At 40.6% G+C, this 14,790-nt stretch carries 14 protein-coding genes; 1 reads left to right on the top strand and 13 read right to left on the bottom strand.

Annotated features, from left to right (window positions below):
- From ACRC32_RS16825 to ACRC32_RS16775, 11 genes are all read right to left on the bottom strand, one after another.
- On the bottom strand, positions 1-298 hold a 298-nt coding region (locus tag ACRC32_RS16825; RefSeq protein WP_438555047.1), incomplete at its 3' end, for a DegT/DnrJ/EryC1/StrS family aminotransferase.
- Positions 295-1,335, bottom strand: a complete 1,041-nt coding sequence (locus tag ACRC32_RS16820; protein ID WP_438555046.1) for a Gfo/Idh/MocA family protein — start codon at positions 1,333-1,335, stop codon at positions 295-297. The genes ACRC32_RS16820 and ACRC32_RS16825, both read right to left, overlap by 4 nt.
- A 135-nt stretch (positions 1,336-1,470) precedes the next feature.
- Positions 1,471-4,008, bottom strand: a complete 2,538-nt coding sequence (locus ACRC32_RS16815; RefSeq protein ID WP_438555045.1) for a glycosyltransferase family protein — start codon at positions 4,006-4,008, stop codon at positions 1,471-1,473.
- A 103-nt stretch (positions 4,009-4,111) separates the two neighbouring features.
- Entirely contained in the window at positions 4,112-4,621 is a 510-nt protein-coding gene (locus tag ACRC32_RS16810; RefSeq protein WP_438555044.1) for an acyltransferase, read from the bottom strand.
- A 31-nt stretch (positions 4,622-4,652) separates the two neighbouring features.
- Positions 4,653-5,927, bottom strand: a complete 1,275-nt coding sequence (locus ACRC32_RS16805; RefSeq protein WP_438555043.1) for an ABC transporter ATP-binding protein — start codon at positions 5,925-5,927, stop codon at positions 4,653-4,655.
- 16 nt (positions 5,928-5,943) lie between these two features.
- On the bottom strand, positions 5,944-6,777 hold the full coding sequence (locus ACRC32_RS16800) for an ABC transporter permease (RefSeq protein ID WP_438555042.1): 834 nt from the start codon (positions 6,775-6,777) through the stop codon (positions 5,944-5,946).
- A 126-nt stretch (positions 6,778-6,903) separates the two neighbouring features.
- Positions 6,904-7,497 carry a hypothetical protein gene (locus tag ACRC32_RS16795; RefSeq protein WP_438555041.1) on the bottom strand — a complete coding sequence of 198 codons (594 nt, stop codon included), beginning with the start codon at positions 7,495-7,497 and terminating at the stop codon, positions 6,904-6,906.
- Positions 7,498-7,518: 21 nt separating this feature from the next.
- The gene (locus ACRC32_RS16790) at positions 7,519-9,120 is read right to left on the bottom strand and encodes an S-layer homology domain-containing protein (protein WP_438555040.1); all 1,602 of its coding nucleotides are present in this window, start codon (positions 9,118-9,120) and stop codon (positions 7,519-7,521) included.
- A gap of 417 nt (positions 9,121-9,537) precedes the next feature.
- Positions 9,538-10,779 carry a glycosyltransferase family 4 protein gene (locus ACRC32_RS16785; protein WP_438555039.1) on the bottom strand — a complete coding sequence of 414 codons (1,242 nt, stop codon included), beginning with the start codon at positions 10,777-10,779 and terminating at the stop codon, positions 9,538-9,540.
- Positions 10,780-10,870: 91 nt separating this feature from the next.
- The gene (locus ACRC32_RS16780) at positions 10,871-11,995 is read right to left on the bottom strand and encodes a DegT/DnrJ/EryC1/StrS family aminotransferase (RefSeq protein ID WP_438555048.1); all 1,125 of its coding nucleotides are present in this window, start codon (positions 11,993-11,995) and stop codon (positions 10,871-10,873) included.
- A gap of 21 nt (positions 11,996-12,016) precedes the next feature.
- A complete protein-coding gene (locus ACRC32_RS16775; protein ID WP_438555038.1) occupies positions 12,017-12,475 on the bottom strand; it encodes a hypothetical protein in 459 nt (152 codons plus the stop codon).
- 66 nt (positions 12,476-12,541) lie between these two features.
- Between ACRC32_RS16775 and ACRC32_RS16770 the strand changes: the two genes are divergently transcribed.
- Positions 12,542-12,700: a hypothetical protein gene (locus tag ACRC32_RS16770; RefSeq protein WP_438555037.1), complete on the top strand. Its 159-nt coding sequence runs from the start codon at positions 12,542-12,544 to the stop codon at positions 12,698-12,700.
- 379 nt (positions 12,701-13,079) lie between these two features.
- On the opposite strand, the gene ACRC32_RS16765 is transcribed toward ACRC32_RS16770, so the two are convergent.
- Positions 13,080-14,318 (bottom strand): 1-acyl-sn-glycerol-3-phosphate acyltransferase, encoded by a 1,239-nt coding sequence (locus tag ACRC32_RS16765; RefSeq protein ID WP_438555036.1) that lies wholly within the window; start codon positions 14,316-14,318, stop codon positions 13,080-13,082.
- Positions 14,319-14,398: 80 nt separating this feature from the next.
- Positions 14,399-14,790 (bottom strand): class I tRNA ligase family protein (locus ACRC32_RS16760; RefSeq protein ID WP_438555035.1); only part of this gene is annotated, 392 nt, incomplete at its 5' end.

Below are 14,790 nucleotides of genomic sequence, written 5' to 3'. Positions count from 1 at the left end.
CCGGAGTGGCTCCGGTGTAACAAATTGCGGCTGTGGTGGCAACAAAAGTGAAAGGAACGGTAATCACTTCGTCACCCGCACCAATACCAGCGGCTAATAGTGCTAGGTGGAGGGCGCTGGTTCCTGTATTGACTGCAATCCCATGGTCAGCGCCGCAGTAGTGAGCGAACTCTTCTTCGAGAGCAACAACTTCGCTGCCTAGCACAAATTGCGTACTTTCTAAAGCTTTGAAAACGGCAGAATCAATTTCGTCTTTAATACTCAAATACTGCGCTTTGAGATCTACAAATGGAATCATGCTGTTACCTCCACTCCGCTTAGTTCAACTAATCGACCTTGCTGCTTGATGGACTGGGTAGCAGCCTCTAGAATTCTGACGACCCGCAGTCCTGCTTCCCCGTCAGTGATGGGGCGATCGCTTTGCTTAATACAATCTATAAAGTGCAGCCCTTCTGTCCGTATTGCCTCTGTCATATCCAAGTGCGGAGCCCACATATCCCCTGCACGGTAGCCAATCAGCATTTGATAGACGCTTTCGGCAGAGTTGCTATTAAGGGTAATTCCCTTGTCGTAAATTTTGACCTTCTCGCTCGGTTCTAAGTCATCGTAGACAATCATGCGTTGACTGCCACCAATTAACGTGCGACGAACTTTGACTGGAGCCAACCAGTTGACGTGGAGATGAGCCATCAAGTTGTTTTCAAAAAATAACGTTAAGTAGGCAATGTTTTCCGGTTCTCTGGGTACGTGGCTAACACCTGTAGCTGAGACAGCATAAGGTCGGTATGGCAGTAGATAATCCATCATCGAAAGGTCGTGAACTGCCAAATCCCACAACACGTTCACGTCGTGCTGAAACAGTCCCAGGTTAACGCGCACTGAATCGTAGTAATAGATATCACCGACAACTTTTGTGGCGATCAGATCGTGCATTTTGCGGACAGCACCCGTGTAAACAAAAGTATGGTCTACCATCAGCACTAGGTTGCGCCGTTGAGCTTCCTCAATTAACCTCATTGCCTGTTCGGAGGAGGTCGTCATCGGTTTCTCTACAAGTACGTGCTTGCCAGCTTGCAATGCTGCTAGAGCTAAATCGAAGTGAGTGGAAACTGGTGTGGCGATCGCAACGGCATCGATCTTTGGATCTTTTAATATGTCTCGATAATCGGTCGTAACTTGCAAGGTCGGATATCGTGTCTGCGCTTTTGCTAGCAAGTTTGGTTTAAAATCACTCACAGTTCTTACCTGCGCTCCTGGGATTTCAGAGAAATTTCTCACCAGGTTTGGACCCCAGTAACCATAACCAATTACACCTATAGCGATCGTATCTTTCATTATTGTTACCTAACTAATTTTTCAACTAATCAACAAGTGCTGTAATTCACGCATAGTCAAAATGACTTTTTTCTCGATCGCGATCGCATACAACTTTGAAGTAGAATTGAAGTCATAATTTTTACAAGATAGCTACTATATTTTTTCGCATTCAAAGTCATTCAAGCGATCGGCATCTATTGCAGTCAGTCGCGTTCTAGCTCGATCGGTTCTCTTTAAAATGGCATATCCATTACGTAGAAAAAGATTTTGAGCAACTATGGTATAGCCTGGTTGTGCTAGTAATCTGTGGAGTAAATTGTGGTTTTGTAAGGAGTTGATACCTTCAAGCAAGACAAACTTAGCTCCATAAATTTCATCAAATTCAGCAGAAATATCAAATTTAGGACGAGCGATTAATATCATATCAAAACAATCAATTTGATTTCTTTGTTTAATTTTTTTAACGGTATTTCTAGCAAATTTTATATTATTTGTATCTTCAGTATTGTGACGTAAACGAGCTAACAAGAGCTGACAACTATTTTTATTCAATTCTTTTGGAAAAACAGTAGATTTTGAAACTTCTCTCAAACCAGATGCGTTTCCTTGACAAGTTAAAACACTATGAAATTCAATCGAAGAGTCTCGCAAACAGCGTTTCTGTAAATTTTGCAACTTCGTCGTAGCTAGATCGATACAAAATACTTTGATTTTATTCGGATTGTCTTGAATTCCTGTGAAAAACATCTCAGTAGTTTTCGTTCCAGCAGATGCACCAATAACTAACAATGTTTCGATGTCTTCATCTCGGATTAGTTTGTTGACAACAGAAAAGAACTTATCTTTTTGAAATGCCGACAAATGGTAAGGTAGAAAATAGCCAAACGAATTTTCTAAAACGTTTAATACTCGGACTATTCTTAGTCTTAACTTAGATTTGGTTTTTGATATCAGCCGTCTAGCAAATCGGAAATCAATATAATATGGAGCAGGTAATAAACTATTATATTTTCTCCCTTTTATTTTAAGAACGAGATTCAATAAATTATTAAAAATATGTTTGTTTTTTAACGGTGATTCTGCTTTGACGATTCGTTTTTCTGAGTCAGAGGCGTTATTTAGTTGTTCTGCAAAAGTTACCTGCTTGCAAGCTTTTAGCATCTTACAAACATCAACAACCCAGTCGCTAAAGCTCCATTTTGGTAATTGGTGAACGCTAATTCGGTAGTTTGATAAATTATTGTTAGATATAGCAATTTGACTTTCTGAATTATTTAAAACCTCAATTGCCCAACGAACGCGATCTAGTTCGGGATGGTAAAGTGACGGAAACTGATTCACACGTTCTGTCGCCTCGTTTAGCTTTCCTTGACAAAGGAGGATAATAATTAGGTAAGCCCACTCTACTGGATCGGGTTCTGAAGCTTTATTTAAAATTAGTATGCATTCAATTGGTTGTAAAATCCATGAGAGTGCTTCCCAAGCATTTCCTTTATAGAGGCTACATATTGCTAGACGTAATTTTGGCTCAGGTAGCATTTGTATTAAAGAATTTAGACAGCATAAATATAGAGATTCTGCTTCATCATATTTACCATTCCAGAGTTTTTCATCTCCTTGATGTAGAAGTATTTTATCAAGTGTATTATTAATAATATGCGTGCTTTTAATTCCTGAAGTTTCTTCTACAAGGGTCAGCTTTCCAAAGGGGTTATTCTGAACAATTTTTTGACCGGGTTTAATAATTTTATTCAGATTAAACCATTGAAAGATTTGATCTCGTTGTTTGAGAGTGTGTTGAGAGTGGACTAGTTGATAACCTGCATTAGTAATCTTCTCTAGTTCTTCTGAATTTTGAAATAGGTAATCAATTTTATCTAAGACATCAGTTTCGTCAGCAAAAACACAATTTTGCATATCAACGAAACCAGCAGCTTCTAAAGCTGGAGTTTTTTCTGTAATTAGACAAGATTTACATGCGGGAATTTCAAAATGTTTGCGTACAACCTCTTTAACTATTGTGCCGCAAGCTGGTACAAACCAAGAGGCATTGATCGTGCGTGCGTACTGCTGACCGTAAAGCATTCGGAATGCTGTTTTCTCTTCATATCCAAAGTGCGGGCTGATCAAGGATGGATAAGCCTGAGATACAACCTTCAAAATTTGCTGTCGCCAAGGATAAAAAGAACTATTACTGCCTGTAAAAAGCACTGGTATAGTTTTAGAACATGCATAATCTCGATATAAATCGGGATCGATAAAATTAGACCACGTAAATATGCGATCGCCAAGTTCGGGCATATACTCAGCAGAACGTACAGATAGACTAAATAATGTTTGTATACCCCAATTTTCTATATCAGAAATAAAAGCGGCTCGAGCCTCACAAAAGCAATCTGCATGATAAAAACCTAACTTAGGTATTTCTGGATAAACAGAAGTATTTTTAATATTTAGACGAGTATATCCCCAAGCTGATATGCCAATTTCAAAAAGCGTGACTTCCGGTTGATACCGATCGCAAATTTCTTGGTAGTCACAATCTTCATTAATTACAGTGACATCAAAGAATTCTGCTAAACAATTAACTTGTTGTTGATAGTGCAAGCGGACAAATTTTGCTATGTGTTCGTATTTTCTTTGAAAATATACGAGTTTCGGTTTATTTTTTAACTCGGCAATAGGATTCATTAAAGTTTCTCTCTGAAATTTTGTTTTAGGCGATCGCGTCACCTTTATACAGCTAAAATATCAACCGTATAGCACCTATTTGCTGGAGACAAACTCAGCAATATTACTCCGGCTTACCTACCAATTCTATGTTTTGAGAGCGATCGCGCACGTCACCGATTATACGTGCAGGTACTCCGACTACAATTGCATAGTTAGGAACATCACGAGTTACTACTGCACCAGCTCCAACTATGGCTTTTTCTCCAATAGTTACGCCTGGTAGGATGGTAGCATTACTACCAATAGAAGCACGGGATTTTACTAAAGTCTTGATTACACTCCAATCAGCTTCAGTTTGCAAGCTTCCATTTTCATTCGTGGCTTGCGGATAAAGGTCATTAGTAAACATGACTCCATGACCAATAAACACTTCATCCTCGATCGCAACACCTTCACAGAGAAAACTGTGAGATGAAATTTTACACCGGCTCCCTACCACAGTATTTTTCTGAATCTCTACAAAAGTCCCAATTTTAGTATCATCACCAATCGTGCAACCATAGAGATTCACAAGTTGAGGATGAAAAATGCGAACATTTTTACCAAACTTTACATCATCTTTGACTGGCATTTCTTATCTACCTATCGATCTCAATTTAAAATTAATTCTTGTCCACACTTTGCCAAACTGCTTCTTCTAAATACATGCACTCATGAGATTGCCATTGACACTCTTCCCGTTCAGTTCCATGCATCGTGACTTCAAAAGGACAAATATTAGAGATATTTTCTAATATGGTATTGCTCCGAATTTCAGACAACCATGTAGTTAGAGTATACGAACCCATATATAACCTAAACTTTGGTATTTCACATCGCACAATAAAATTTCCTGGTTCTCGGCGAAAAGGAGCTTTAGCATCGTAAAACCAGAAAATACAAACAGATTGCTGCAACTCATTAACTACATTAAAAGAGAACCACAAAGTTTCATGAGGTTGAGTTATATGTATGGCAAACTCAAAAGTAATCGGTTTACCCCAGCAGTGAATTCCTTGTTCTTCAGAAGTATGTACCCGCGCCCAGGTTATATAGTTGTTTGTTTTATTTGTAGGAGCTTGGTAATAAGGAAGTTTTTCAGAATCATTTTTTTGCTCAGCTAGATATAAGCGTACTGCTTTATCGCTATGACCATCAAATTGAACATTCCCTTTGGAAAGCAATATGCAACGCTGAGTTAGTTGGGTAATAGCTTGCATACTATGGCTGACAAACAAAACTGTTCGTCCTTCTTTGGTTGACACATCACCCATTTTCCCTAAACATTTCTTTTGAAATGCTGAATCGCCTACTGCTAAGACTTCATCCACAATCAAAATTTCTGGTTCCAAGTGAGCAGCAACAGAGAAAGCAAGGCGAACGTACATTCCAGAAGAATAACGCTTGACTGGAGTATCTAAAAACTTTTCAATTTCAGCAAAAGCAACAATTTCATCAAACTTTTTTTTAATCTCAGCTCTACTCATGCCTAAAATAGAACCGTTGAGATAAATATTTTCTCGTCCAGTTAGTTCTGGGTGAAATCCCGTTCCTACTTCTAGCAAGCTTGCTACTCGCCCTTTGGCAATTATATTTCCTCTAGTAGGTTCAGTAATGCGACTCAAAAGTTTTAATAGTGTTGATTTTCCTGCACCATTGCGTCCAATAACACCAATAGCTTCACCTTGTTTAATCTCAAAAGAAACGTCTTTTAATGCCCAAAATTCTTCACGAGTTGGAGCGGGATTTTTGCGATCGCGCTGCTTTAGAAAGTGATGTTTAAAAGATTTGACTCCGCTAGCCAGCGTATCTCGCAGTGTGGTATAACGTTCTTGCTTTTGATGACCGAGAATGTATTTCTTGCTTAAATTTTCGACGCGAATTACTGAATCTGACATACTTTAAAGTTCTAACTTAAATTACGTCTGCAAACGATCGCTCTACCTTGCGAAAATACCAAATGCTACTGGCAAATAGTAAAGCTACTAATACTACAGATAACATGAATCCTTGCCAATAGAGTTGAGTTTCTCCACCAAGAATTGCCCAACGAAATCCATCAATAACACCCACCATTGGGTTAAGTGAATAAACTAAGCGCCATTGTTCGGGTACGATACTGCTACTAAATCCAACCGGAGAAATATACAAACCGAACTGAACGATGAACGGCACGATAAAGCGAAAATCGCGGTATTTAACATTCAATGCTGATAGCCATAATCCTCCACCGATAGCAGCGACAAAAGCGATCGCCATAAATAATGGCAATGTTAAAATTCGCCAGGAAGGAATAAAGTTATACCATGCCATCAGACCTAACAAAATCATGCCTGAAACTAGGAAATCTACAAAACTGACAACAACTGCACTAGCAGGCACAATTAAACGGGGAAAGTAAACCTTGGAAATCAAATTAGCATTAGAAATAAGACTATTACTACATTCTGCAAGAGCGCTAGCAAAAAATTGCCAAGGTAACATAGCTGCAAACACCATAATTGGATATGGTGCGCCCTCAGCAGGTAGTTTTGCTAGTTTGCCGAATACTACTGTAAAGACAATCATGGTTAAAAATGGGCGCACTAATGCCCATGCAATACCGATCGCAGTCTGCTTGTAACGCACTAAAATGTCTCGCCAAGCCAGAAAGTAAAACAATTCGCGGTAGCGCCATAAATCTTTCCAATACTGGCGTTCTGTTCTACCAGCTGCAATAATTAATTCAGATTGACCGTGGTTTGTCACAAGTAGTCAGAGTAATTACTTAGTAAATGTTTAATGTAAGCTTGTATGAAAGGCAGGCTAGAAGCCTACCCTATAAACGATTGATGTTCTTTTCGATCGCAACTTCTGAGGTTGTTCTCTAAAAAGCTAGGGGCGGGCATTAGCTTTTGGAGAATTAGCTTTTGTCAAAGCTTCCACTAATTGCAACAGTGCTGCTTTTACCGCTTGTAATTGTGGCGCAGCAACTTGTAAAAAGTTTCCACTACCACTATTAACTAAAGCATTGTAGGCTTCTATAGCCCCTACTAATTTACCTGGAGAAATGACATTCCCAGCAGTCAGCCCTTGTAAATTTTTGACAAACCCTGCCGCTAATTTTGAATCTGCGCCCGCCGCAACTAAAGTGGTTTGAAATTGAGTGGCAGCTGAGGTAGGATTTCCAGTTTCAGTCAGTATGCTTGCTAGTGCTTGCTGCGTCTCTGGGGGAATACCAGCGATCGCTCCTTTTGCCAGTAAACCGTTAAGCGCAGCAGCAGCCCGATCGATCGCGATTTGAGCAGCAGGAATCAAACCACCATTCCTCCCAGGAACAAAAGCACCACTAACAATATCACCAGTAGTGATAATAAAGCCCGTGACATCTGACTGGTTGTTCTTCTGAGCCAGAGCGGGTAACGAACTAACTAGCAGAAGTGACCCTAAAGCTAAACTAATACAGAGCTGGCGTTGAACGTTCATCATTTTGATTCCCTTAGTCACGACTTAAAAACGACCGACATAACCAACACCAAGAACAAATCGGACACCGTCACCAGCATTGCCAGTGACATCGGCAAGAGATGGAGTAATGACTAGAGGTAGACTTCGGAAAGGGACGACAGATACACCTAAGTTCAGATCTTGACCCGTCCAGTCTGCGATGAGGGAAAGTTGTTCAGTTGCTTGCAAGCCCATGCTGCCAAAAACACTAACCGTATCATTACCATCTTCTACGTCCTCTTCGGAACGGAAGCGACCACCACCTAGACCTACTGAGGTCGTAATCTTATTAAAAGGCTTTGCTGCATCCTCTGTGAGACTGAAAACTTTACTGACTACGCCGTAAAGACTGCTACCACCGTCAGTCTCGCCCCAAATAATTGCATTTTCCACCCCAACCGCAATTCCAAAGTTTGCTGGTAGGAGGCGATGCAGTTTGAAACTGATAGTTCCATCCCCGAAAGTATTTCCATACAGATCGACAGTTGTAGCCGCAATTTCCAGACCGACAGCTCTACTTGCATCGCCTAAACCAAATCCAAATGAAGCCGCTCCATCTGATTTGCTAGTATCGCGCGCTCTACCTTGAAAGCTTGTACCGAAGAAGGCACTACCCCAACCCGCACCAAATGCCGTGGGCGAACCAACACTCGATCCGCCACCTGGTACTGACGGTCTGATCAAAGCTGTTAACGGTGTCGCTTCGATGCGATACTGCTGACGCAGTTTTGCGACTTGCTCGGGTGTCAGTGGCTGTGGTTCTGGTACAGATGCTGCTGGAGTGGTTGCTGGCTGCAAACCAACGACATATTCAGCCATTGGATCGTCAGCTCTCAGTTGCGGCATTTCACCCTGGTTCGCTAAAGCTTGGTAGATAAATGCTGCGACATCTGCACGGGTTGCCGTTTGATTTGGATGTAGTACATCCTTATTGGGATAGTTTACGACCAAGCGATTTGCTGTTGCCGCTGCCACTGGACTACGCGCAAAGTCGGGAATTTCTGCTGCATCTTGATACGAGGTATCGAGCAGGGTGGAAGATTCCGTTTTTACAGACAAGTTCAGTCCGTTGGCTAGAGCTACCAACACTTGGACGCGGGGAATGTTTTGCTCTGGTAAAAAAGTGTTGTTGGGATATCCAGCCAGAAATCCTGTTTGGTAAGCTGTCTGGATTGCATCCTTTGCCCAGTAATATTCCGGTACATCTGCGAAAGCGATCGCGTTGCGGTTGGATTGTTGCCCAAACGCTTTACTGACAATTGCAGCAAACTGAGCGCGAGTCACTGGCTCGTCTGGGCGAAAACTACCATCGGGAAAACCTTGAACGATCCCTCGCGATACTAATCCTGCAATAAAACTCTGCGCCCAGCTACCCTGAATATCATTTAAAGTCGATGCTTGCGCTAAATCGGAGGCTTTAAACTTTCGATTTTGCAACACCCGTTCTAATGCAGTTGCACTATTTTGCTTCAGCGCCATAGCGCGATCGCCTAGCTGTTTTTGGGCGATTGGCAAACTAGGATTGGCATTGGCTTTGTAGCTCAACTCGCAACAAGCAAGAGTCGCCAAAAGGATGATAGTTGTAGCAGCTTTAATAATACACATTCCACGTAGCTCAGTGACTTAGAGAAAGTTACCAACTTCAAGACAGACGTATCCGCAGGAATTACCTTGAGTTAGTAACTCCTCACACACCTTTGAGGCAAAATTTACTGATGAAATAAGCCTAATTTTTCAGATAAATTGTCTATCTAGAAGAAGTTAAAAGTTAGCCTGAACTAACTCAACTTCAAACGAAGTTTAGCCGCCTTTTTCCGTATCCCCATGCGTGGTTTCACGGAATTAACTTTTGGTTTACGGAGCGATCGCAATTACTATCAGTAGATCCACAGGATGAACTTTATATATACGTAGGGGCGTACAACACTTAGTTGCACGCCCCTGCATATGTCACTCCATACGGATCGAATTTCTCAAAGCAAGGTAAAAGAACGCTCTTTTGCCTTCTGTCTCTTACTTTCTTCAGCGATCGTCAGGTGTTGTACTACTCCAACAACGTCGCAGCGATTCAAATTCAGTAATCATTTCAAATGCAGCTTTGACGTAATCTTGTCCCGTCCATTTTGCCGCTCGTGCTAACCCTCGTTGTACCAACGTTTGCCGTAAAATAGGGTCATCGTAGAGTGACTTAATCGCCAAAGCAACTTGCCGTTCATCTCGCTGATCGACTAGTAAAGCGGCATCTCCCAACTGCTCTAAAGCACCTGACACGTTGGCAGCAACAACCGGACAACCTAAAGCAAATGCTTCCAAAGGAGGTATGTTATCAGGTCCGCAAAAAGACATAAAAGCTAGAGCAAATGCATGGCGATACAGGGGAACTATATCAGCTTGCGGTACAAATCCCAGAAAGTGAACTTGGCTAGATAAGTCGAGATCGGCAACAACTTGCTGAATATATTGCTTGTTGCCCTTTTCCGAGCCAACAAATACTACGGGTAAAATTAAATTAAATTGCGATCGCAGCCATTTAACCGCCATTAATAAAGCGACATGATTTTTGTGCGCCCAAAACTGTGCGGGATAAAATAGGTAATTTTCCGGTATATTGTACTTCTCTAGTATGTAGCGATCGCTGTTATGTGGAGCATTCAACGCCCATTCAGGCGTGGGAAAAGGCAAGATCTTAATTCGGTCAGATGGTACTTGATAAAATCGTTCTACTTCGGCTCTACCTGCCTCTGTACCAGTCACGATAATGGAAGCACACCTCAGTACTTTTGCGTAAAACTGTTCTCGCTCGTCCCATTGTCCTTGGGTGCTGAGTTCTGGAAAGCATGGCTGTACCCGATGCTGTAGATCCCAAAGTGTAGTAATGTAAGGAATTTCGACTGTGCGAGTACTTGGTTCTAAATACCACACTAGATCGATTTCCTTGCCCAATATCGCGACTAAAATTATGTCTTTGAATACGCTGTTAAGTTTGAGTAAGTTTTTTGATTGTCGTAGTCTTTTCAATAGTTCTTTGGCAATTTTTAATGGCTGAGATAATAATAATTTTCTGACACTGTGATGCAGCGATCTATACTCAATATGTTGCCCTAATTGAGGTGCTTGAGATAATCTTTTGTCCCAGCTATATACGATAAAAGTATGACCGCTTGTCTCACCAAATTCAGCGATCGCTCGAAATACTTCGTTTTCAAACGTAAAGCCTCCCCCAATTTGGGGAGTAAAATTTGATAAAAAAATTCCAACCCTCATTGAATCTCCTATAACGCAAGAAATGCTGTAAGTGAAAATCAAATATAGGGTGGGTAATGCCCACCCTACTATTTAACTAATTTGGTAAAAATTATGGCGATCGCAAAATTTCTTTGACTACCTCGACGACTCGTTCCATCTGTTCGTCAGTTAAAGCTATACCACTGGGAATGTAGAAGCCGCGACGAGCGATATTTTCTGCTATTGGATAAGACTCGTTAGCAAACAATCCCATTTTGTGGAAAACAGGTTGTTCGTGCATAGACCAAAAGAAGGGACGGCTACCAACTTGATGATGATGCAAGCGCCTCATTGCCTCTTTAGCATCAAATGGAACTTCATCTTTTAGTACTAATGCAAAGACCCAGTAAATATTATCAGCGTAGTCAGTCTGAGGGATTGGCAATTGCAAGCCAGCTACATCTAACAATAGCTCGGTGTAACGTTGTCCCATCCGACGTTTACGAGCAATGAATTCGTTTAATCTTTCTAGCTGCGCTACACCTAAAGCAGCTTGGATGTTACTCATCCGCAGGTTCCAGCCGAGTTCTTCATGAATGAAACGCTGCTGGGGTTGAAAACATAAATTTCGCAGAGAACAACAACGTTCAGCTAGGCGATCGTCATCGGTGAGAATCATCCCACCTTCACCTGTAGTAATGTGTTTGTTCGGATAAAAACTAACGGTACTAATATTACCAAAACTGCCGCAGGGACGATTTTTATAAGTTTGTCCGTGCATCTCGGCTGCATCTTCTATTATTTGCAACCCATGCTTTGCTGCTAAAGCAAGTATTGGTTCCATGTCTACAGGTAATCCATAAATGTGAACTACCATGATTGCTTTGGTTTTAGGTGTGATTTTAGCCTCAATCTGGCTCACATCCATATTCCAGGTATGAGGATCGCAATCTATAACAACGGGTATAGCACCAGCACGAACAATTGCTGCCGCGCAGGAAATAATCGTGAAAGTGGGTAGAATAACTTCATCACCTGCACCAATACCTAGTGCTAATACAGCAGCGTCCAAAGCTACGGAGCCATTACTGACAGCAATGCCATATTTACGCCCTACTCTTGCCGCAAACTGTTCTTCAAATTGTTTGATAAATGGTCCTTCAGAGGAAATCCAACCAGTATCAATACATTGATTTAAATACCGTTTTTCATTACCATCTAACAGCGGTTCGTTGACAGGAATATAATCAAGCATATGTTTGTCATTGGTCATTTGTTAGTAGTTATTGACAAGGAGTAGGCGATCGTCAGCTAGCTGAGCTTGTTCTGCTTCAATACCAACAAATCGAGTTTTATCTAAATCGCCTACGTAGGGTCCTTGCTTGACTTCAAACATTTCAATTTCTTCTAATACTTCAAAGCCATGTCCTCCAGCGATTAAAAGAATCACGTCGCCAGCTTCGAGAATATAGCTTTCTAAATATTGCTGAGACTCATTATAAAAATCTACTCGTAGTCTACCTTTTTTGATCAAAAGTACTTCTTGGGTATACTGCACTTCGCGTTTGACTGGATTGTGGACGTGAGGCGGAATAATTTTTCCAACAGGATGACGCATATAAGCTAATTGTTGTGAAAAATCGCCCGGAGTAAAAAAATGAATTCCAGGCGCTTGAAATTTATAAGAAACAATCATTGCTATTAATATATTTTCGTACTTAATTTCTCGGATCATACTGCTGTTCTAAATAAAATATGTGGTTGATATAGTTGCGATCGCGATTAGTTATAGCAATGTTATTTGTGTTGTACGCAACTCACGCTGCTAGTACGTGAAGATAACCAACGGTTAATCGTCAACCGTCTAGCACGATCGCGAGATATGCCTGAATTCGGCACAAATTGCTATCTATATTTGGAAAATCTCCATGCCAAAGCGATCGCTCGCATGAAGAGATAGTTTTTTTCAGTAGATACCCTTAATTCAATTGATGTAAGGTATTTTTTGTACTAAGTAATAATAGCTACTCTGCCGCAGCTCTGAACTGCATACAATCTAATCAAATAATTTCATACAAGTAAAATTACAGAAATATGTTTCTTTTAGGTGCTGTCACTTACCGTATATTCAGTTCGATCTTGTCACCGAAGCATAGAGTATTTTCTGTTTCCTCGCATCGGAATGAATATTTAACTTATGTGTAAATCTTATCACGCTCAACTAGCAAATGTCATCCTCGCTGACATAATTGATACTATACTAGATTTTAAGTAACTAGCTATAACTATACTGAACGAGCCCGAAAACTCAACGATATACATCTATCGCCAACTACCAATTACCAACTACCATTTAACAAATTAAGATTTTGCTGTACTGTTTGTTGAACTTTGAGCGTAACAGTATCCACAGTGTTAGCACGATCGCGTTGATATTCTGTAAAGAAGTCTTTAAGATTTATCGGCTCTCCAATTTTAATTCTGGCGTGGCGATATCCTTTAGCTGGGGGTTTATCAATATCAAATACTTCTCGTTCTAGACGGGTGAGAGTGTCTAAAAATCTTTCTGGTGTTGGGTTTTCAGCCACGTAACCATCGTAAATCGCATCAAAGTTTAGCAAGCGCTTAATTGACTTTTCAATTAAGCTGTATTTATTAGCGCGATCGCCTGTTGCAGTTTCGGTTTCTGCTGTTACTTCTGACTCTAGTGTATCTACTTGAGTTTTTAGTACGTATTCAACTCTATAAGTTCGTTCTCGCACTGGTTCTTTAGGATTAGAAGAAATGCCTAGTTGTTGTTCGCAGGATTCTAAAATATGCATCCGTAGCAGAGAAATACGATCGTTCCAGGTTAGTTCGTTTTTAGTAGGTGAATAAGTGTCATATTCTCGTTCCATGCGGACTAAGACATGTTGTGAGATCGCTTGCAGGCGATCGTAATCTTTTAGACTAGATTCTATACTTAATGCTTGTTCTAAACGGTTGAGAGTTTGACGAATAACTCTCTGCATATCTTGTGTATAGCGGTATTTAATACTAACTGGTAAAACATATAGATCGGGTATTTCTCCTTGCTTAGCCAGCTTACTCATAGCCTGAAAAGCAATTTGGATAGCACCAGCGCGGAAAGGCATGACCGTATCGTTTTGAAAAGAGCATCCTCCTTCTGGAAATATGACTAACCGACAATTTGGTTGAGTTAATATTTCTATTGTTTGTGCAATACTGGGACGATCGACTAAACCACGCCGGATAGAATAGACTCCCAATCTTTGAAAGATTCCAGCCATAAATCCTTGAAATAATTCATATGCTGATAAGTAGTAAAACTTTTGGTTTAACTTACCAGAAAGGACAAAAATTGCAATTGGATCTTGAAATGTGGGATGATTTGGTAATAAAAGTAATCTTCGCTCGTTTAAAGCCTGAATTTTTTCGATGGATTCGCGATCGATACGTAATTCAAATTGAAAAAAGTAGGGGATAACAAATGGAGCAATAACTTGAGCAAAGTTAATTAATAAAGGATTGGGTAAAGGAGGATAAAAGTAATTTTTCATTCTTTTTATTTCTGCCATATATTTACTTGCTTATATATATTTAAAATCAAAAAGGTGGGCATTGCCCACCCTACAAAAGCTCAATTATCGGTTATCAATTATCCGATCGCGAAGTTAACTAGTTTTCCAGGTACGACGATGACCTTTTTAATTTCCTTGCCTTCGATATATCGCTGCGCTGGTTCTGATTCTCTTGCTAGCTTTTCTTGCAGTTGCCGATCGGCTTGAGCGGGAACTTGAATTGTGCCTCTAGTTTTACCGTTAATCTGAATCACTAACGTCATTTCATCTGCTACTAAAGCATCTGGATCGGCTTTCAGCCACAATTGTTTGTGAACCGATTCCTGGGGTGCGATCGCGTGCCATAATTCATCAGCAATGTGAGGAGCAAATGGAGCTAATAAGAGAATTAATGTCTTAATTCCTTCTGCATACACTGGAGAATCTTTGCATTTTGCATCAGCCAGGGCATTGCTGAGTTTCATTAATT

Source organism: Chroococcidiopsis sp., assembly GCF_051657925.1.
GTDB lineage: Bacteria > Cyanobacteriota > Cyanobacteriia > Cyanobacteriales > Chroococcidiopsidaceae > Chroococcidiopsis.
The sequence above is the reverse complement of the archived record's forward strand: the minus strand, read 5'-3'. Positions and strand labels throughout refer to the sequence as shown.